Origin of the sequence: Enterobacter sp. 241F3 (assembly GCF_034106785.1) — a bacterium.
GTDB lineage: Bacteria > Pseudomonadota > Gammaproteobacteria > Enterobacterales > Enterobacteriaceae > Enterobacter > Enterobacter vonholyi.
This window is the reverse complement of sequence record NZ_JAWNDD010000003.1, coordinates 46289-65919: the sequence shown is the minus strand read 5'-3', so window position 1 is coordinate 65919 and position 19631 is coordinate 46289. Positions and strand designations below refer to the sequence as shown.

The window sequence follows — 19631 nt, the reverse complement described above, 5'->3', positions numbered from 1 at the left end:
ACGCTATGTCAAACAAACCGTTTATCTACCAGAACCCCTTCCCTCTTGCGCATGACGACACCGAATACTACCTGCTGACCAAAGAGCACGTCTCCGTTACCGAGTTCGAAGGCCAGGAAATCCTGAAGGTGGAGCCGGAAGCCCTGACCCTGCTGGCGCAACAGGCCTTCCATGACGCCGCGTTTATGCTGCGTCCTTCCCATCAGAAGCAGGTTGCCGCCATTCTCAACGACCCGGAAGCCAGCCAGAACGACAAATACGTTGCCCTGCAGTTCCTGCGTAACTCTGAAATCGCGGCCAAAGGCGTGCTGCCGACCTGCCAGGATACCGGCACCGCGATCGTCATGGGTAAAAAAGGCCAGCGCGTCTGGACCGGCGGCGGTGACGAAGCGGCCCTGAGCCAGGGCGTGTATAACACCTACATCGAAGACAACCTGCGCTACTCGCAGAATGCGGCGCTGGACATGTATAAAGAGGTGAATACCGGCACCAACCTGCCGGCGCAGATTGACCTCTACAGCGTGGACGGGGACGAATACAAATTCCTGTGCATGGCAAAAGGCGGCGGTTCTGCCAACAAAACCTATCTCTACCAGGAAACCAAAGCGCTGATCACCCCGGCTAAGCTGAAAAATTACCTGGTTGAGAAGATGCGCACTCTCGGTACCGCTGCCTGCCCGCCTTACCATATCGCGTTCGTGATTGGCGGCACCTCGGCGGAAAGCACGCTCAAAACCGTGAAGCTGGCCTCCACGCGCTACTACGACGCCCTGCCGACGGAAGGTAACGAACACGGCCAGGCGTTCCGCGACGTTCAGCTCGAACAGGAGCTGCTTCAGGAAGCACAGAACCTCGGCCTGGGCGCGCAGTTTGGCGGTAAATACTTCGCCCACGACATCCGCGTGATCCGCCTGCCGCGCCACGGCGCGTCCTGCCCGATTGGCATGGGCGTCTCCTGCTCCGCGGACCGCAACATCAAAGCGAAAATCAACCGCGACGGGATCTGGATTGAGAAGCTGGAACACAACCCGGGCCAGTACATTCCGGAGTCACTGCGCCAGCAGGGTGAAGGCGACGTGGTCAGCATCAACCTGAACAAGCCGATGAACGAGATCCTGGCACAGCTTTCCGCGCACCCGGTCTCTACCCGCCTGTCGCTGAACGGGACCATCATCGTGGCGCGCGACATCGCCCACGCGAAGCTGAAAGAGCTAATCGACAACGGTGAGGAACTGCCGCAGTACGTCAAAGATCACCCGATCTACTACGCGGGCCCGGCCAAAACGCCGGAAGGCTACGCGTCTGGCTCGCTCGGCCCGACCACGGCGGGACGCATGGATTCATATGTGGACCTGCTGCAGTCCCACGGCGCGAGCATGATCATGCTGGCAAAAGGCAACCGCAGCCAGCAGGTGACGGACGCCTGCCATAAGCACGGCGGCTTCTACCTGGGCAGCATCGGCGGCCCGGCGGCGGTGCTGGCGCAAAACAGCATTAAGAGCCTGGAGTGCGTCGCGTATCCGGAGCTGGGCATGGAAGCTATCTGGAAGATCGAAGTCGAGAACTTCCCGGCGTTTATCCTGGTGGATGACAAAGGCAACGATTTCTTCCAGCAGATCCAGAACCAGCAGTGTAAAGGCTGTTCACAGCGCTGAGTGCTTCCATACGTTCGGCAGGAGCGACAGCGTTTCAGCGATCGTGCTGCGCTTGTCGCTCCCCGGCTTCCAGATGGTGACCATCGTCTGACCAATTCCCTGGCTGCCCACTTCGGTGTGCAGCCTTTTTACGTTTTGCCACTGCCCGGCGTGAAAATGCGTCGGTAAGAATCCCCAGCCGCAGCCGCGCTCCAGCAGACCGCGCAGCATCTCCGGCTCATTGGTAAAGAGGGTATGCCCGGAAATCTGCAGGCGGCGCGCCACCGGCTCGTCCGAGGCGGGGTGCATGACGACCTGGGGCACAAGGGAAAGATCGAGCAGCGACAGAGGTGAAGCACTGTCCGCAAACAGCCCGCTGGCGGCATAAAAATCCATCTCGATGGCCCCCAGGGCCCGCCACTCCATATCGTTGCCCACGCTGCGGTTGCGTGCCTGGCAGATGGCCAGATCCGCGTCGTTTTTCGCCAGCAGCCGTTCCGATTCATCCCGCGAGGCGCAAATAAGGCTCAGGCGAATTTTTCGCACCGCCATTTCAGCAATCACCCCGTGCAGAAAGGCTCTGGGCGTAAAAGGATCGTAGGCCAGCGTCAGGTCCTGCGTGGCACCGTGCGGCACCTCTCTGGCAAACGCCTCAAAGGCTTTTACCTGCCGCATCAGCAGGTGCGCCTGGCGCTGAAGCTGTTCCCCTTCGGGGGTGAGCCGCAGGGTGCGGCCGTCGCGAATAAACAGCGCGTAGCCCAACCCATCCTCAAGAAAATCAACCAGATCGCGAAGCGTCGTTCGGTCCTTCTTCAGCGCCACCGCGGCTTTACTCAGGCTCCCGTTCTCGACCACGGCGGTAAATGCCTCGAGCTGTGCAAAAGAGTAAATCAGTCCCGCCACGCTACGCTCCCTCTGTTTTTTGGGGGATATTCCCCCGCTACGCGTTTTTTATTATAGCCCCGGGGTTTTTAAACTGAAGCCGTTCCTAACCTGTAAGAGACGGATATGAAAAACAGAAAAGTAAACCATGCCCTGCTGGCGGGCCTTATCTTCAGCACCCTGATCTCCCCTGCGGCAGTGGCCGCCTGTAAAGGCACCGACCTCAGCGCTTGCCCTGCCCCCTTCGACACCACGCTGCCTGACCCCCATAAGATGCTCAGCTGGAGTCAGGCCGATCGCGTGGTGGGCTTTCGCAATGACTACCGCAACTACGCCGGGGACGTTTTCCGCCACGGCAGCGCCGTGCCGCTGGAAATGTCGGACAAGCCGCTCACGGACGCCCACTATGAGGTCAACGGCATGCGCTACGGCCTTAAGGACTACCTCCAGCGGCAGAACGTCAGCGGCATGCTGGTGCTGAAGGACGGCAAAATCGCCTGGAAGTATCTTGGAGAGGGCAATACCGACTCCACGCTCTGGACCTCGCGTTCGGTAGGTAAATCGGTAGTATCGGCGCTGGTGGGCGTAGCCCTCAAAGAGGGAAAAATTCACTCGCTCAACGACCTGGTCACGCGGTATGAACCCGACCTGAAAGGCACCGCGTGGGACGGCGTGACGCTCAAACAGCTTATCACCCACACCTCCGGCGTGGCGTGGAACGAGGATTACACCAACCCCCACTCCGACTTTGCGCAGCTCACCGAGTGCGAGGCAAAGCCGGGTACCTACGACTGCGTGCGCAAGCTGGTGAAGGGGTTAAGCAGGGCTCACCCGGCCGGAGAGAACTGGTCTTACTCCTCCGGCGGTGCCTGGCTGCTGGGTGACGTGCTGGAGCGAGCCACCAGCATGACGCTCGCAGCCTATCTGGAGAAAAGCATCTGGCAGCCGTACGGCATGGCGAGCGACGGCGTGTGGCATGCCTACAGCAAAGGCCAGCACGACGTCGGCGCACACGGCTTTAACGCCACGCTGGAGGACTGGGGTCGCTTCGGGCAATTTATCCTGAACAACGGTACGCTGCCGAACGGTAAGACCATACTGCCGGAAAACTGGATCAGACAGTCGTCAGACTGGACGAAGGCCAAAGGCTCGGTCTCAGACGCCCATCCGGACGGGCTGTACGGCTATCAGTGGTGGAACAACGCGGTGCCCGCCAACGCTACCGGCGTCGAGCCGGCAGCGCAGGATTCGCTGAAAGGCTCGCTCTGGGCGCTGGGCATTTTTGGTCAAATGATCGTAGTGAACCAGAAGGAAAACCTGGTCATCGTCCAGTGGTCTACCTGGCCGCAGGCGGAACCGTCCTTCAGCGCCCAGCCGCTGGAGGCCTCTCTGATGTTTAGCGCGATAGCCAGGGCGCTCCGCTAAATGGACTCCGCCGGGTAACGACGCGGTTACCCGGCTCATTCTGAAACGCGCCTCTGCGCCACATCACAAAATCGCAATATCAGAGACTTACAGAATATTGGTGAATAAAAAGCCAACAGTTTGTTAAGTTATTGTTGTCATTAATTGTATTTATTTGTCGGATTATATTCATGCAAGAAATGCATCAGTCGATGCGGCATTTGCGCTTATCTAATTCCTCATCCTGATCCAGTTTTCAGAAACAGACGCGTAAAACGTCAACAATAAAACTGGAGATAACCATGTTTTCCTCAACCTCACCTGCAACCGTACGTTCGAAGGCGGGCGCGATACTTCGCGTCACGTCCGGCAACTTTCTTGAGCAATTCGATTTCTTTCTGTTCGGCTTCTATGCCACCTATATCGCCCACACGTTCTTCCCGGCAAGCAGTGAATTTGCGTCGCTGATGATGACCTTCGCCGTCTTCGGCGCGGGCTTTTTGATGCGTCCCATCGGGGCCATCGTGCTTGGCGCCTATATCGACAAGGTGGGGCGCAGAAAGGGACTGATCGTCACGCTGTCCATCATGGCGGCGGGGACGTTTCTGATCGTGCTTATCCCCTCTTATCAAAGCATTGGTCTGTGGGCGCCGCTGCTTGTGCTGACGGGCCGTCTGCTGCAGGGCTTTTCCGCCGGCGCGGAGCTTGGAGGCGTGTCGGTCTATCTGGCTGAAATCGCCACGCCGGGCCGCAAGGGTTTTTACACCAGCTGGCAGTCCGGTAGCCAGCAGGTCGCCATTATGGTCGCCGCGGCGATGGGCTTTGCGCTGAATGCCCTGATGGCGGAGAGCGCCATTCGCGAATGGGGCTGGCGCATCCCGTTCCTGTTCGGCTGTTTAATCGTGCCGTTTATCTTCTTCCTGCGCCGCAAGCTGGAAGAGACGGAAGAGTTCAGCGCGCGCCGCCAGCATCTGGAGATGCGTCAGGTCTTTAAAACGCTGCTTGGCAACTGGCAGGTGGTGGTCGCGGGCATGCTGATGGTAGCGATGACCACCACCGCGTTCTACCTGATCACCGTCTACGCTCCCACCTTTGGCAAAAAAGTGCTGATGCTGAGCGCGTCGGACAGCCTGCTGGTCACGCTGCTGGTGGCGGTTTCTAACTTCATCTGGCTGCCGGTGGGCGGTGCCCTGTCGGACCGTTTCGGCCGCAAGCCGGTGCTGATTGCCATGACCCTGCTGGCGCTGGCGACCAGCTACCCGGCCCTGACGCTGCTGGCGAGCGCCCCCAGCTTCTCCATGATGCTGAGCGTGCTGCTGTGGCTCTCCTTCCTCTACGGCCTGTATAACGGCGCGATGATCCCGGCCCTGACGGAGATTATGCCTGCTGAAGTGCGCGTGGCGGGCTTCTCGCTGGCTTACAGCCTGGCAACGGCGGTCTTTGGCGGCTTTACCCCGGTAATGTCCACCGCGCTGATTGAATACACCGGTGACAAAGCTTCGCCTGGCTACTGGATGAGCTTCGCCGCGGTGTGTGCCCTGCTGGCCACGCTCTACCTCTACCGCCGCCGTGCGGTATCGCTGCAAAATACCGTCAAGTCACAGGGGGCAGTATGAAACGCACTTATCGCTATACCACCAGCGCGCTGGTGCTGATGTTCCTGAGCGTCAATGCCTTTGCCCAGGACGTAAAGGTCATGATCTCAGGCGGCTTCAAAGCCGCCCTTGAAAAACTGGCTCCGGAATATGAACGCCAGACCGGGGATAAAATCGTGATCATCCCCGGCCCCTCAATGGGCGCTACGCCGCAGGCGATCCCAAACCGCCTGGCGCGCGGCGAGAAGGCCGACGTGGTGATTATGGTGGGCGATGCGCTGGAGAAGCTCGAAAAAGCCAGCCAGACCCAGCCGGGTTCGCGAACTGAACTCGCGGACTCTCCCGTTGGCATGGTGGTGAAAAAAGGTGCGGATGTCCCTGATATCAGCAGCGATGCGAAACTGCGTGAAACGCTGCTGCAGGCCAGCTCCATCGCCTACTCTGACAGCGCCAGCGGCAGGTACGTCAGCCAGACGTTGTTCAAAAAGCTGGGGATTGAAAAAGAAGTGGCGGGTAAAGCGACAATGGTCGAGCGTATCCCGGTCGCCTCTGAAGTGGCGAAAGGAAAATACGCCGTGGGCTTCCAGCAGGTTAGCGAGCTGCTGCCCGTTCAGGGCGTCACCTTTATCGGTAAAATCCCGGATAATCTGCAATACATCACGCGCTTCGCGGGTGCGGTCACCCGTCACGCTGAACATCCTGACGAGGGGAAAGCGCTGCTGACCTATCTCGCCTCACCGCCCTCACGCGCCGTCATCGAGAAGACGGGGATGATCCCCGTTACGTCCGGCGATACTGCTCGGTGATCTGCTTTTCCAGTTCAGCCGCGATATAAGACTGGATGCGCCCCCGGCGCCGGATAAGCCCTACGGTGCGTTTGACCTCCGGCGCCACCAGCGGCAGATGCGTCAGCAGCGTGTGCTCTGAGGTCGGCATCGACATGGCGGGAACGGCAGCGATGCCGATCCCCGCCTCAACCATACCGAGCATCGTGGTAACGTGACGTGTTTCGCAGACGCTGGGCCGCTCGGGAACGATATCCCCCAGCATCCGATCGAGCAGATTGCGGTTACCTGACGTTTTATCGAGAGAGATATAATCCTGCTGATAAAATGCCTGCCACGTCAGGTGACTCTTCTGCGCCAGCGGATGATCCTTTCTGCACGCCGCGACGTAGACATCCTCCACCAGCGGGAAAAATTCGATTTCAGACGGCAGGTTTCCTGCGAAGCAGATACCAAAATCCGCCTGGCTTCGGGCCACGGCGTCAATCACATTCCCCGCGCTGCTGTCAATGAGCTTAATGCGCACGCGCGGATAGCGAGACTGAAAGCGACGGATCACATCAGGCATAAAGTAACAGGCGGCGGAAGGTACCGTGGCAACCGTGATCAGCCCCGTCCGCTCTTCGCTGGCCTTATCGACATCCGCCAGCATTGACTCAACGTTGTCGAGCAGCTGCGCGGAGCGCTCGGCAAAATTTTGCCCGTATAACGTTAAGGCCACGCGGCGGGTGGTACGATCGAACAGCCGGTTTCCCAGCGCGGCTTCCAGCTTTTCAATCCTGCGGCTCAGCGCCGACTGGGATAAACAGATAGATTCAGCGGCGACACGGAAGTTACCGTATTCCACTAACGCTCTGAAAGCATAAAGATCGTTAAGGTCAAAATTCACGGGCATAGCGTCTGGATGTCCTGTCAGGGAATACGCAACAAAGTCAAAAATAATAGCGTCTTACTGAACCACCGCAACCTGTACGGCGATGAAATAGGTCAGAGGTCGTTGAGATGCAGGCGAACATACCCTGCACGATCGGCAATGGCCTGCCGCTCCTCTTCCTTCATGTCCGCAAGCTGTTTAAAGACAATGCCCAGGCGGGGATTGTTACCCAGACGCGCCTGATTGCGCGCAAAGAAATCCCAGTAAAGGGCATTAAAGGGGCACGCCAGCTCCCCAGTGCGCTGGTTATGTTGATACCGGCACCCCTGACAGTAATTACTCATCTTATGAATATATGACGCGCTCGAGACGTAGGGTTTACTCGCCAGTAACCCGCCATCGCCAAACTGGCTCATGCCGAGGGTGTTGGGCAGCTCCACCCATTCGAAGGCATCAATATAGACCCCCAGATACCATTCATGAACCGCCTGCGGCGACAGGCCGCTGAGCAGGCTAAAGTTCCCGATGACCATCAGGCGCTGGATATGGTGGGCGTAAGCCTCGGTGAGCGACTGCCCAATAGCATGTGACAGGCAGCGCATCTGCGTCCTGCCGGTCCAGAACCAGTCCGGCAGCGGAGCGTGCTGGTCTAAGGCATTCAGATCCCGATAGCCCGGCATCTGCGACCAGTAAATCCCACGCACGTACTCCCGCCAGCCGAGAATTTGTCGGATAAACCCTTCAACGGCGGGCAGCGGCGCATGGCCCGAACGCCATGCCTGCTGGGCGGCTGCGACCACTTCCCGCGGATTAAGCATTTTGGTGTTTAGCGCGAATGAAATTAACGAGTGGAAAAGAAAAGGTTCCTCCGCATGCATCGCGTCCTGCCAGGCGCCAAAATGGGGGAGCACGTGAGTGATAAATTCCTCAAGCCTGGCTTTGGCTTCCGAACGGTTAAGCGGCCAGCGAAAATTGTCGGCCTGCGGTTCGCCGAAGGTCTTTACCCCACAGCGTTGGATCTCCGCCCATAAGGCTGAATAATCGTGGCCGGGACGCGAGTCGCCCGGCGCGGGCGGCTCGCCGGACCAGCGCTTGCGGTTTTCAGCATCGAAGTTCCATTTCCCCCCTTCCGGCTCGCCTTCTGATGTCAAAAGAATGCCGTGCTGACGACGCATTTCCCGGTAAAAGTACTCCATTCGCCAGCTTTTGCGCGTTGCAAAGAACGCGCTGACCTGTTCCCGCGTGGTGAAAAAATGCTCGCTGCTGACGCAGGCCGTTTCAACGGAGGCCGTCTTCGCCCACGCCTGCAGCTGCGTATCCAGACGCCATTCGTCGGGCTCCTGCCATATCACCCTACCCGCGCTGTAATGCGCGACAAGCGCGTTGAGATTGTCTTCAAGCGCGCCGCGGTTTGAGCCGTCAGAGAGCCGGACATACCTCATCCGATGCCCCTTCTCCTTTAATGCAGAGGCAAACGCGCGCATGGCGGCGAAGATAGCGATAACTTTCTGGGCGTGATGAAGCACATAGGCGGTTTCGGCCCGGAGTTCCAGCATCACGTAAATGACGTTCGGACTGCAGGTATCAAACCAGCTGTGATGCGGATTAAGCTGATCGCCCAGGATCAGACGCAGCTCGGTCAACGGTGGCTCCTGCGACAGCGCTCGGAACAGTATTTAACCTCATTCCAGCATTTAGCCCATTTCTTGCGCCACGTCATGGGTCGCTGGCAGTGCACACACAGCCGACTGGGCAGGTCCTGCTTGTTACCTTTAAAATCGCTCATCTTTTCAATACCGTACTGATTTCTTCACTGAACCTGTGGATGAAGGCTACGACAGACTTCACAAAATGAAGGTGATGCCCGCAAACCGCTACCCACCGCTACGTACGAATGATAGTTTATTCAGGCTGGAATTGTCGCAGTGCGCGATTTTCTGGCATCTTAACCGAACCTGACTTTCCCATTTTTGTTCAAGTAACGAGTTTGCGAGCAAAGCGATGATAAAGTGGCCCTGGAAAACGAATGAAGCTGGCCGGGATATGGCGCTGCCATGGAATGACGCGCTGACAATCCCTGTTCTGGCTAATCTTAAGCCGGATGAACAAGCGAAACTGGTTCAGCTTGCGGATCGTTTTTTACAGCAAAAACGCCTGGTTCCACTGCAGGGTTTCGAGCTCGATCCGCTTAAAAACGCCCGCATCGCCCTGCTTTTCTGTCTTCCGGTGCTTGAGCTCGGCATTGAGTGGCTGGACGGTTTCCACGAAGTGCTTATCTATCCCGCACCTTTCGTGGTGGATGACGAATGGCAGGACGATATCGGGCTGGTGCACAACCAGCGCGTGGTGCAGTCCGGACAAAGCTGGCAGCAGGGGCCGATTATTCTGAACTGGCTCGACATTCAGGACTCGTTCGACGCCTCCGGTTTTAACCTGATTATCCATGAGGTAGCCCACAAGCTGGATACCCGCAACGGCGATCGCGCCAGCGGCGTTCCATTTATCCCGCTTCGCGAAGTGGCGGGCTGGGAGCACGATCTGCACGCGGCGATGGATAACATCCAGGATGAAATAGACCTAGTCGGCGAAAGCGCGGCCAGCATTGACGCCTATGCGGCAACCGACCCGGCCGAGTGCTTTGCGGTGCTCTCGGAGTATTTCTTCAGCGCGCCCGAGCTCTTCGCGCCCCGTTTCCCGGCGCTGTGGCAGCGTTTCTGCCAGTTTTATCAGCAGGATCCCCTGCAGCGTCTGCGGCAAAATGAGGAGTCTGGCGGCCATTCCTCCCGCCAGATCCATTAAGGTTTTTCAGCAGGGGGACGCTCGGTTGACCGTACCCCTATGCTCAACGCTAAAAACAGCAATGCCATTCCCCATGCGGCTACCGTTAAAGACTGCTCGCCGTAAAAACGCGTCACCACGGGCACCAGCAGCGCGCTGACGCCGTAGCCTAACGTGTGGCTGGTGGCGATAACGCCCGCCCCTTTCCCGGTGGTCAGCCTGTCGTTAAGCAGCAGCTGGTAGCCCGGCGTGGCCATCGCCGCCCCGAGTGACGTGATAACAATCCCCACGTAGAACAGCGCTAAACCGGCGACAGTCATCAGCCCTAGTCCTGCCACCATCAACACCGCCGCTACGCAGAGCAACGTCATCGGGGTGAAATGCTGCGGGCGGACCACCAGAAACTGTGCCGCGAGCGTGGCCAGCGCGGCAAGGCTCAGCAGAAACGCGACATGATGGCTGATCTCCCGGGCGTTGCCGTCCAGCAACGGGCTAAGATGCGGCGACAGGCCAAGCTGCATCAGGCTTACCAGCGCCGCCAGCAGCAGCGCCAGCAGCAGGAACGGCAGCATGGAGGCCTGCAGGCGGGTTGCCTGGTGGGCTACCGGCGGTAGCGGCGGATCAGCGACTTCGCGAAGCACCAGCAGCAGAGCGATAAGCGGCGCAACCGCCATCAGCCAGAGCGGCGCCACCGGATTAACGCTGAGCATCAGCGCCGCCAGCGGCGGGCCGAGCAAACGCCCGCAGCTGAGGCCGGAGCTTATCGTCGCCAGCGCGGCCATTCTTTTCTCCAGTCCCGCACGCTGAATTGCCCACGTCTGGGCTGCAGGCACCAGCCCCGAGACCGTCAGTCCGTAGAGCAGGCGCGAGAATATAAGCCCCGCCAGCCCCCAGACCGTATCCAGCCTTCCGGCCGCCATCGCCCAGACCATCAGCGCCATCACTACAAAACTGGCCAGATAGCCGCCCAGCGAGGCGAGCATCACGTACTTACACCCCTTTCGCTCGCTTTGACGCCCCCACCAGGGCGATGCGGGTAAAAAAAGCATGGATCCAAACATCAACAGTCCGGCCCAGACCGAGAGCGACAGCCCGGTCAGGTTCACCAGCTGCGGGAGCATCACCAGCAGGCCGTTTTGCCCGATACCTAATAAACCCGCACATAACGCCAGGGGCCAGTTGGCTTTTGAGGTGACGTTTTCGGTCAATATTTCAGAGTCAGCGCGCATGAGAATGTGAACATAGTGTCAATAAATGTGTGGAAATTATGAAGTTTATGAAAACAAATATTGCAAAAATGGTTGCGACTGTAAACAGAATGAATATCATAACGAGAATTATTATCAATCATGGAATGAGGTACATCTATGCGTGCTCTGCTCCGCGCCGCCGGTACAGACGTTGCAGCCCAGTGTTTTTTAAACGCCCTGTTGCGCGAAACGAAGGACTGGCGCTATCTCCCCGCTACCGATGCGGATGCGCTATCTGAGATCCATATCCCGCTTTCCCAAACCCAGGCGCTTCGGGTACCGGTACGCTATTTCTCTCCCACCCAGCACCATCAGTACCGTTTCCCGGCAACGCTGATTCATAGCAAGAGTGATAACGGTGACGCCGTCACATTCTCTCAACTGGTTGATTTAATTATTGAAAAACCGTCCGTAAAAGGCTCGCTGGATGCCGATACGCTGGCGCGTTTTAAGCAGCGCGTTCTCGAAAGCCATGCCCACACCTGGCAGGCGATTGATTTACGCCACAACTGGGCAACACTGCGCGATAAGCCGCTGACGTTTGCCGACGCGGAACAGGCGCTGCTGGTCGGCCACGCGTTTCACCCGGCACCGAAGTCGCACGAGCCGTTCAACGAAGCCGAGGCGCGCCGCTACCTGCCCGATTTCGCCTCCCGCTTCCCGCTGCGCTGGTTTGCCGTTGAGAGCACGCTCGTTGCCGGCGACAGCCTGAACGTCTCCCTGCGCGAACGTCTGCTGCGCTTTGCGGCCCAGAGCGCGCCCGAGCTGCTCGGCCAATTCACCGACACCCGCTGGCTGCTGCCCATGCATCCGTGGCAGGCCGACTATCTGCTGGAGCAGGACTGGTGCCAGCGTCTGGCAGAAAACGGTTCACTGCAGGACCTGGGTGAAGCGGGCGCGCAGTGGCTGCCCACCAGCTCGTCACGCTCGCTTTACAGCGAAACCAACAGCGACATGATTAAGTTCTCTCTCAGCGTGCGCCTGACCAACTCCGTGCGCACGCTGTCGGTGAAAGAGGTGAAGCGCGGCATGCGCCTGGCGCGTCTGGCAAAAACGGAACGCTGGCAGGAATTACAGGCGCGCTACCCGACCATGCGCGTGATGCAGGAAGACGGCTGGGCGGGGCTGCGTGACGAAAGCGGCGCTATTCAGGAAGAGAGCCTGATGGCCCTGCGCGTCAATCTGCTGTTCGATACGCCAGACACCCAGACCAACGTGCTGGTCAGCCTGACGCAGGCCGCGCCGGACGGCGGCGACAGCCTGCTGGCCGCGGCGGTGCGCCGTCTGAGCCAGCGTCTTGATTTACCGCTCGCCCAGGCCGCCCGCTGCTGGCTGGACGCCTACTGCGACCGCGTATTGCTTCCGCTGTTCAGCGCCGAGGCGGACTACGGCCTGGTCCTGCTGGCGCACCAGCAAAATATCCTCGTTGAGATGCAGCAGGATTTCCCGATCGGACTTATCTACCGCGACTGCCAGGGCAGCGCGTGGACCGAAAGTGCCGACGCGTGGCTGAAAGAAGCTGGCGAAACGGAGGTGGAAAACCGCTTCGGCGAGAGCCAGCTGCTGCGCTACTTCCCTTACTACCTGCTGCTGAACTCTACCCTTGCCGTCACCGCCGCCCTCGCTGCCGCCGGTTTCGACAGCGAAGAGAGCCTGATGTGCCGGGTGCGTGCTGCGCTGGCCCAACTGCGCCGCACGGCGAAGCAGACCCGCTGCCTCGACTACGTTCTCGACAGCCCGACCTGGAACTGCAAAGGCAACTTCTTCTGCTACCTGCACGATCGCAATGAAAACACCATCGCCGATCCGGCGGTGATCTATTTCGACTTTAGCAACCCGTTTTACAAGGAGAAGGCGTGATGGCCATCGCGAATATTGTCCATTCCGGCTACGGCTTTCGCTGCACCGCAACGGATCGCGCGCTGCCGCTGACGTTGGGTCTCGACGGCAGCGCGGTGCTGGAGCGTCTGAAGGGGCTCCCGGACGGCTGGTTGGTGCAAGCGCTGGATCAGCTGTTTGTTGCCGCCCCCGCGCTGACCGGCGTTACGTTGCCGTGGGCGGACTGGCAGGATGAACCCCAGGCTCGGGCGCTGTTTGGCCTGGCCCACGGAGATTATCTGGCGCGCGACGCCTTCTGGCAGCTGCCGCTGTGGCTGAAAGGCGAACGGCCGCAGGCGAGCGGCGGAATGCAGTTTGACGAGAGCCGTCAGCTGTACTTCCCGCTGCGCCCTCGCCGCCCGCAGGGTGAAGTGTATCGCCGTTACGATCCGCAGATTAAGCGCACCCTCAGCTTCCGCGTGGCCGACGTGGCGCTGGACGGCGAGCGTTTTACCCGCTGGATGAACAACCCGCGCGTGAACGCCTTCTGGGAGATGGCGGGCCCGCAGGCCGAGCAGGAAAACTACCTGCGCCGTCAGCTCGACTCGACCTACTGCTACCCGGTTATCGGCTGCTTCGACGACCAGCCGTTTGGCTATTTTGAACTCTACTGGGCGGCGGAAGACCGCATTGGCCGCCACTATCGCTGGCAGCCGTTTGACCGCGGGCTACACATGCTGGTGGGCGAAGAGAACTGGCGCGGCGCGCAGTACATCCGCAGCTGGCTGCGCGGCCTGAGCCACTATCTGTATCTCGATGAACCGCGCACCGCGCGCATCGTCGCCGAGCCGCGCTTCGACAACCAGCGCCTGTTCCGCCATCTGGCCTCTGCCGGTTTCGACACCGTGAAAGAGTTCGACTTCCCGCACAAGCGCTCGCGCCTCATCATGAGCCAGCGTCACCGCTTCTTCAGCGAGGTGGGCCTGTGAACGCGCTCTGGGAAAAAGTGAACCGCGAGATGGTGGCGAAGATCCTCGCCGAGCTGGAGTATGAACGCACCCTGCGCGCCGAGCCAGTTTCGTCTGACGCCTGGCGCATCACCATGGGCAACGAGTCATGGCAGTTTCGCGCCGCGCGCGGGATCTGGGGCTGGCTGCATATCGACCCGGACAGCCTGATCGCCGCCAGCGGTGCCGCCGTGGAGGCGGAGAGCGCGCTGCTGCAGCTGGCAGCGGTGCTGGAGATGAGCGACGCGCAAACGGCGGAGCACATGGAAGATCTCTACGCCACGCTTCGCGGCGATATGCAGCTGCTGCAGGCGCGTGACGCGCTGGACGCGGACGCGCTGATCCACCTCGACCCGGACGAATTACAGTGTCTGATGCGCGGCCACCCGAAGTTTATTTTCAACAAAGGCCGCCGCGGCTGGGGTCTGGACGCGCTGCGCCAGTACGCGCCGGAGTACCGCGGACGTTTTCGTCTGCACTGGGTTGCCGTTCAGCGGGAGCATCTGGTCTGGAGCAGCGACGTCGATTGCGATATCAGCGCCCTGCTGGCCAGCGCCATGGACAACGCCGAGCGCACCCGCTTTGACGCCCGCTGGCAGGCGCTGGGTCTCAACGACGGCTGGCTGCCGGTGCCGCTGCATCCGTGGCAGTGGCAGCAGAAAATCGCCATTCATTTCCTGGCGCAGCTGGCGCGCGGTGAGATGGTTGAGCTGGGCGAATTTGGCGACGAGTATCTGGCGCAGCAGTCCCTGCGCACGCTCACCAACGCCAGCCGTCGCGCGCCGTTTGACATCAAGCTTCCGCTGACGATCTACAACACCTCCTGCTATCGCGGTATTCCGGGCAAATACATTGCCGCCGGGCCGCTGGCCTCGCGCTGGCTGCAGCAGCAGTTCGCCAGCGACGCTACGCTTGCCCGCTCTGGCGCGCAGGTACTGGGCGAACCCGCAGCCGGATACCTGTCGCACCCCGGCTATGCGGCGCTGCCGAAAGCGCCCTATCGCTATCAGGAGATGCTGGGGGTGATCTGGCGCGAGAACCCATCCTGTTATCTTCAGGACGGCGAACAGGCGGTGCTGCTGGCGGCGCTAATGGAAACCGACAACGACGGGCGCCCGCTGATCGACGCGTGGATTAAACGCTCGGGGTTAAGCGCCGAAGCGTGGCTGGAAAAGCTGTTTGAGGCAACGGTGATCCCGTTCTATCACCTGCTCTGCCGCTACGGCGTGGCGCTGATCGCCCACGGGCAGAACGTGACGCTGGTGATGAAGGACTACATTCCCCAACGCATCCTGCTGAAGGATTTCCAGGGCGATATGCGCCTGGTGGACGAGGATTTCCCGCAGGCCCAGAGCCTGCCGGAACAGGTGAAGGCCGTCACGGCGCGCCTGAGCGCGGATTACATCATTCACGATCTGCAAACCGGCAACTTTGTGACGGTGCTGCGTTTTATCTCGCGCCTCACGCTGCAAAGCGGCGTCAGCGAAACGCGTTTCTATCAGATCCTCGCCGGGGTTCTGCACCGCTATATGGCCGCGCACCCCGAGCTTGCGGAACGCTTCGCCAAATTCGATCTCTTCAAGCCGCAGATTATTCGCGTGATCCTCAACCCGGTCAAACTGACCTTCTCCGAACACGACGGCGGCAGCCGCATGCTGCCGAACTACGTCACCGACCTAGACAACCCTCTTTTTCTGGCCTCCAGGGAGTCAGCGCAATGAAAACCTATGATTTCATCGGCATTGGTATCGGCCCTTTTAACCTCAGCGTCGCCGCGCTGGCGGAAGGGCTGGACGGCTTTAGCTCGCTGTTCCTCGAGCGTAAACCGCACTTCTCCTGGCACCCGGGAATGATGGTGCCGGACTGCCACATGCAGACCAGCTTCCTGAAGGATCTGGTCAGCGCCGTTGAGCCGACCAACCGCCACAGCTTCCTGAACTACCTGGTGCAGCGCAAAAAGTTCTACCGCTTCCTGACCACCGAGCAGCGCACCGTCTCCCGCGAAGAGTTTGCGGACTACCTGTGCTGGGCGGCAGACAACCTCACCAACCTTGCCTTCAGCCAGCAGGTGCAGCAGGTGAACTTTGATGAGAAAAGCGGCCTGTTTGAGGTGGTGACCCAGCGCGACCGCTTCCTGGCGCGCCACGTCTGCGTGGGGATTGGCAAACAGATTAACCTGCCGGACTGCGTTACGACACAGGACGATACCTGCTTCCACGCCAGCGAGATGATGCTGCGCACGCCGGATCTCACCGGCAAACGCGTTACCGTCGTCGGCGGCGGCCAGAGCGGCGCCGACCTGTTCCTGAATATTTTCCGTGGCGAATGGGGCCAGCCGCTGAGCCTGAACTGGGTCTCGCGCCGCAACAACTACAACGCGCTGGATGAAGCCGCCTTTGCTAACGAGTATTTCACGCCGGAGTACGTGGACAGCTTCTCTACGCTCGGTGCAGAGGCGCGTCGCCAAATGCTGCACGAGCAGAAGATGACCTCCGACGGCATCACCACCGAGTCCCTGCTGGCGATTTACCGCGCCATGTACCACCGCTTTGAAGTGCTGCGTGAAAAACCCTGGGCGCACCTGATGCCGTCCCGCTCGGTGACGGCCCTGACGCGCCTGGAAAACGGCCAGTGCCTGAGCATAAAGCATCATCTCGACGGCGGCCGCGAGCAGCTGGAGAGCGACGTGACGATCTTCGCCACCGGCTATCGCGCCGTGCAGCCTGCGTTCCTCGCGCCGCTGTCTCACCGCCTGCATCTGGATACGGACGAAGCCTTCTGCATCAACAACGATTTCACCCTCGAATGGGATGGCCCGCAGAGCAACCGCCTGTTCGCCGTGAATGCCGGGATGCACCGTCTCGGCATTGCCGAACCCCAGCTCAGCCTGATGGCCTGGCGTGCGGCGCGAATTTTGAATCGCGCGCACGGCGACGAGCCGTTTGAGCTGGCTACCACCCCTGGCGTTATCCACTGGCGAAGCACCACCAGCCCGGAGAACAGTCAGGTTTTTAAATCCTTAGCAAAAACCACCGAGTACTGACACACACAATCAGGGTCAACATAACAATGAAACGTTCTCATCTTTGGGTTTTAAATCCTTGTTTGCTTGCAATGCTTTCTACCTCTGCGTGGGCGGAAGAACAAAAGGAAGAAAATATCGTTGTCTCCGCCAGCCGCGCGCACCGCAGCGTGGCGGAGATGGCGCAGACTACCTGGGTCATTGAACGGGCTGAAATTGAACAGCAGGTTCAGGGCGGGAAAGAGATTAAAGAGGTGCTGGCACAGCTGATCCCGGGCATGGACGTCAGCAGCCAGGGCCGTACCAACTACGGCATGAACCTGCGCGGCCGCTCCATGATGGTGATGGTGGACGGCGTTCGCCTGAACTCGTCCCGCAGCGACAGCCGCCAGCTGGACTCTATCGATCCGTTCAACATTGACCGTATCGAAGTCATCTCCGGCGCAACGTCACTCTACGGCGGCGGCAGCACCGGTGGCCTGGTGAACATCGTCACCAAAAAGGGCCAGCCGGAGACCGAGGTCGAGTTCCAGACCGGGACAAAGAGCGGGTTTAATAGCCATAACGACCACGATGAGAACGTGTCGGCAGCGGTCAGCGGCGGCAACGATAACGCTTCCGGTCGTCTGTCGGTGTCGTATCAGCGCTACGGCGGCTGGTATGACGGCAACGGCAACGAGGTGATCATCGATAACACCCAGACCGGATTACAGTATTCTGACCGTATTGACGTGATGGGCACAGGCACCATTAACATCGACGATCATCAGCAGCTGCAGCTGACTACCCAGTACTACAAGAGCGAGTCCGACGGTAAGCATGGTCTGTATCTCGGGAAGAACTTCTCGGCGGTCACGGGGGATGCGACCGCGTACAACAAAGGTAATCTGGATTCTGACCGCGTACCGGGTACCGAACGCCATCTGATCAACCTGCAGTACTCCAATACCGACTTCTGGGGCCAGGATCTCGTTGCGCAGATTTATTATCGCGACGAGAGCCTGACCTACTATCCGTTCCCGACCCTGACCAAAGGCGTGGTGAGCAGCATCGGCGCGTCGCAGCAGAAAACCGATTTTTACGGCGGCAAGCTGACGCTGAACAGCAAGCCGGTGGACGATTTAACGCTGACCTGGGGTGTGGATGCCGACCACGAAACCTTCGATGCCAACCAGCAGTTCTTTAACCTGAGCAAGGCCGCAGCGAGCGGCGGCATGGAGCTGGATAACGCCTACAACGTGGGCCGCTACCCGGGCTACAGCATCACCAACCTCGCCCCGTTCCTGCAGGCCAGCTACGATATTGACGCCATCACCCTGAGCGGCGGCGTGCGCTACCAGTACACCGAGAACAAGGTAGACGATTTTGTCGGTTACACCCAGCAGCAGGCCATCGCCACCGGGAAAGCAGCCTCCGCCGACGCGGTGCCGGGCGGTAAAACCGATTACAACAACTTCCTGTTTAACGCCGGGATCCTCGGTCGCCTGACCGAACAGCAGCAGCTGTGGTTTAACTTCTCCCAGGGCTTCGAAATTCCGGACCTGGCGAAGTACTACGGCTCCGGCACCTATCAGCTCAGCAACGGTCACTATCGCCTGCTGAACAGCGTCAATGTCAACGACTCGACGCTGGACGGTATCAAGGTCAACGCTTATGAGCTGGGCTGGCGCTACACCGGGGATAACCTGCGCACCCAGGTCGCGGCATATTACTCGCTCTCGGATAAAACCATCACCATCAACAAGACGGATATGACCATCAACCTGGAAGACGACAAGCGTCGTATCTACGGGGTGGAAGGTCAGGTGGACTATTTCTTCACCGACAGCGACTGGAGCACGGGCGCGAACTTTAACGCCATCAAGTCAGAAACCCGCGAAAACGGGAAATGGGAGAAGCTGACGGTTGACAGCGCCAGCCCGTCGAAAGCCAGCGCGTGGGTCAACTGGGCGCCGGGCGACTGGACCCTGCGCGTGCAGAGCACGCAGACCTTTGACGTGTCAGACTCCGACGGCAAGAAGATTGATGGCTATAACACGGTCGACTTCCTGGGCAGCTACGCCCTGCCGGTGGGTAAGGTCAGCTTCAGCGTGGAAAACCTGCTGGACAAAGACTACACCACCGCCTGGGGCCAGCGCGCGCCGGGGCTGTATAGCCCAACCTACGGTGCACCGGGTCTGTATACCTATAAAGGCCGTGGACGGACGTTTGGTCTGAACTACTCCGTACTGTTCTAATCCTGCGCGCCGCCTGCGGGCGGCGCATTTCGCTGTGTAATTTCAACGCAAATTTACTATAAAATCAGCGATTTGCTGAAATTGTCGGCAAACGAACAAAAAGCGCGTTTTCACCCTTTGACAAGGCGAACTGAGGTCGCTACTATGCGCCTCGTTCACACGATTCCTCTGTAGTTCAGTCGGTAGAACGGCGGACTGTTAATCCGTATGTCACTGGTTCGAGTCCAGTCAGAGGAGCCAAATTTGAAAAGCCTGCTTTTGAAGCAGGCTTTTTGCTTTTCTGCGTCCGGAAATTTGTCGGGTGGCGGCTTCGCCTTACCCGGCCCAGGGGACCCTGGGGCACGG

At 59.5% G+C, this 19631-nt stretch carries 15 protein-coding genes and 1 tRNA gene; 11 read left to right on the top strand and 5 right to left on the bottom strand.

Features of this window, described 5'->3' with window-relative positions; all coding sequences use genetic code 11:
• Positions 1-5 precede the first annotated feature (5 nt).
• Positions 6-1655: a class I fumarate hydratase FumA gene (gene fumA / locus UR504_RS10720; RefSeq protein ID WP_302235192.1), complete on the top strand. Its 1650-nt coding sequence runs from the start codon at positions 6-8 to the stop codon at positions 1653-1655.
• Here the strand turns inward: fumA and UR504_RS10715 are convergent.
• Positions 1644-2537, bottom strand: a complete 894-nt coding sequence (locus tag UR504_RS10715; RefSeq protein ID WP_302235190.1) for a LysR family transcriptional regulator — start codon at positions 2535-2537, stop codon at positions 1644-1646. The genes fumA and UR504_RS10715 overlap by 12 nt on opposite strands.
• Positions 2538-2642: 105 nt before the next feature.
• Between UR504_RS10715 and UR504_RS10710 the strand changes: the two genes are divergently transcribed.
• The 3 genes from UR504_RS10710 (at position 2643) to UR504_RS10700 (ending at position 6321) form a co-directional block, all read left to right on the top strand.
• Positions 2643-3941 carry a serine hydrolase domain-containing protein gene (locus UR504_RS10710; protein ID WP_302235188.1) on the top strand — a complete coding sequence of 433 codons (1299 nt, stop codon included), beginning with the start codon at positions 2643-2645 and terminating at the stop codon, positions 3939-3941.
• A gap of 281 nt (positions 3942-4222) precedes the next feature.
• On the top strand, positions 4223-5536 hold the full coding sequence (locus UR504_RS10705) for an MFS transporter (protein WP_127731546.1): 1314 nt from the start codon (positions 4223-4225) through the stop codon (positions 5534-5536).
• Positions 5533-6321 (top strand): substrate-binding domain-containing protein, encoded by a 789-nt coding sequence (locus UR504_RS10700; RefSeq protein WP_302235186.1) that lies wholly within the window; start codon positions 5533-5535, stop codon positions 6319-6321. The genes UR504_RS10705 and UR504_RS10700 overlap by 4 nt, the downstream gene beginning before the upstream one ends.
• Here UR504_RS10700 and UR504_RS10695 read toward each other — a convergent pair.
• The 3 genes from UR504_RS10695 to UR504_RS10685 all read right to left on the bottom strand — a co-directional run bounded on the left by UR504_RS10695 (position 6296) and on the right by UR504_RS10685 (position 8960).
• Positions 6296-7195: a LysR family transcriptional regulator gene (locus tag UR504_RS10695; protein ID WP_111966038.1), complete on the bottom strand. Its 900-nt coding sequence runs from the start codon at positions 7193-7195 to the stop codon at positions 6296-6298. The genes UR504_RS10700 and UR504_RS10695 overlap by 26 nt on opposite strands.
• Positions 7196-7287: 92 nt before the next feature.
• Positions 7288-8817 (bottom strand): cryptochrome/photolyase family protein, encoded by a 1530-nt coding sequence (locus UR504_RS10690; RefSeq protein WP_302235184.1) that lies wholly within the window; start codon positions 8815-8817, stop codon positions 7288-7290.
• Positions 8814-8960, bottom strand: a complete 147-nt coding sequence (locus UR504_RS10685) for a DUF2256 domain-containing protein (RefSeq protein ID WP_071530926.1) — start codon at positions 8958-8960, stop codon at positions 8814-8816. Before UR504_RS10685 ends, UR504_RS10690 begins: the two co-directional genes overlap by 4 nt.
• Before the next feature lie 215 nt (positions 8961-9175).
• Here UR504_RS10685 and mtfA point away from each other — a divergent pair, with 215 nt between their 5' ends.
• A complete protein-coding gene (mtfA, locus tag UR504_RS10680; RefSeq protein ID WP_111966040.1) occupies positions 9176-9973 on the top strand; it encodes a DgsA anti-repressor MtfA in 798 nt (265 codons plus the stop codon).
• On the opposite strand, the gene UR504_RS10675 is transcribed toward mtfA, so the two are convergent.
• Positions 9970-11181 (bottom strand): MFS transporter, encoded by a 1212-nt coding sequence (locus tag UR504_RS10675; RefSeq protein ID WP_115875750.1) that lies wholly within the window; start codon positions 11179-11181, stop codon positions 9970-9972. The genes mtfA and UR504_RS10675 overlap by 4 nt on opposite strands.
• 138 nt (positions 11182-11319) lie before the next feature.
• Between UR504_RS10675 and UR504_RS10670 the strand changes: the two genes are divergently transcribed.
• From UR504_RS10670 to UR504_RS10645, 6 genes are all read left to right on the top strand, one after another.
• Entirely contained in the window at positions 11320-13062 is a 1743-nt protein-coding gene (locus tag UR504_RS10670; protein ID WP_302235182.1) for an IucA/IucC family protein, read from the top strand.
• A complete protein-coding gene (locus UR504_RS10665) occupies positions 13062-14009 on the top strand; it encodes a GNAT family N-acetyltransferase (protein WP_302235181.1) in 948 nt (315 codons plus the stop codon). The genes UR504_RS10670 and UR504_RS10665 overlap by 1 nt, the downstream gene beginning before the upstream one ends.
• Entirely contained in the window at positions 14006-15748 is a 1743-nt protein-coding gene (gene iucC / locus UR504_RS10660) for an aerobactin synthase IucC (RefSeq protein WP_302235180.1), read from the top strand. The genes UR504_RS10665 and iucC overlap by 4 nt, the downstream gene beginning before the upstream one ends.
• A complete protein-coding gene (locus UR504_RS10655) occupies positions 15745-17070 on the top strand; it encodes a lysine N(6)-hydroxylase/L-ornithine N(5)-oxygenase family protein (protein WP_302235179.1) in 1326 nt (441 codons plus the stop codon). Before iucC ends, UR504_RS10655 begins: the two co-directional genes overlap by 4 nt.
• Positions 17071-17096: 26 nt before the next feature.
• Positions 17097-19286, top strand: coding sequence for a TonB-dependent siderophore receptor (locus UR504_RS10650; protein WP_115875755.1), 2190 nt, complete (start codon positions 17097-17099; stop codon positions 19284-19286).
• 164 nt (positions 19287-19450) lie between these two features.
• Positions 19451-19526, top strand: a tRNA-Asn gene (locus tag UR504_RS10645).
• Positions 19527-19631: the final 105 nt, after the last annotated feature.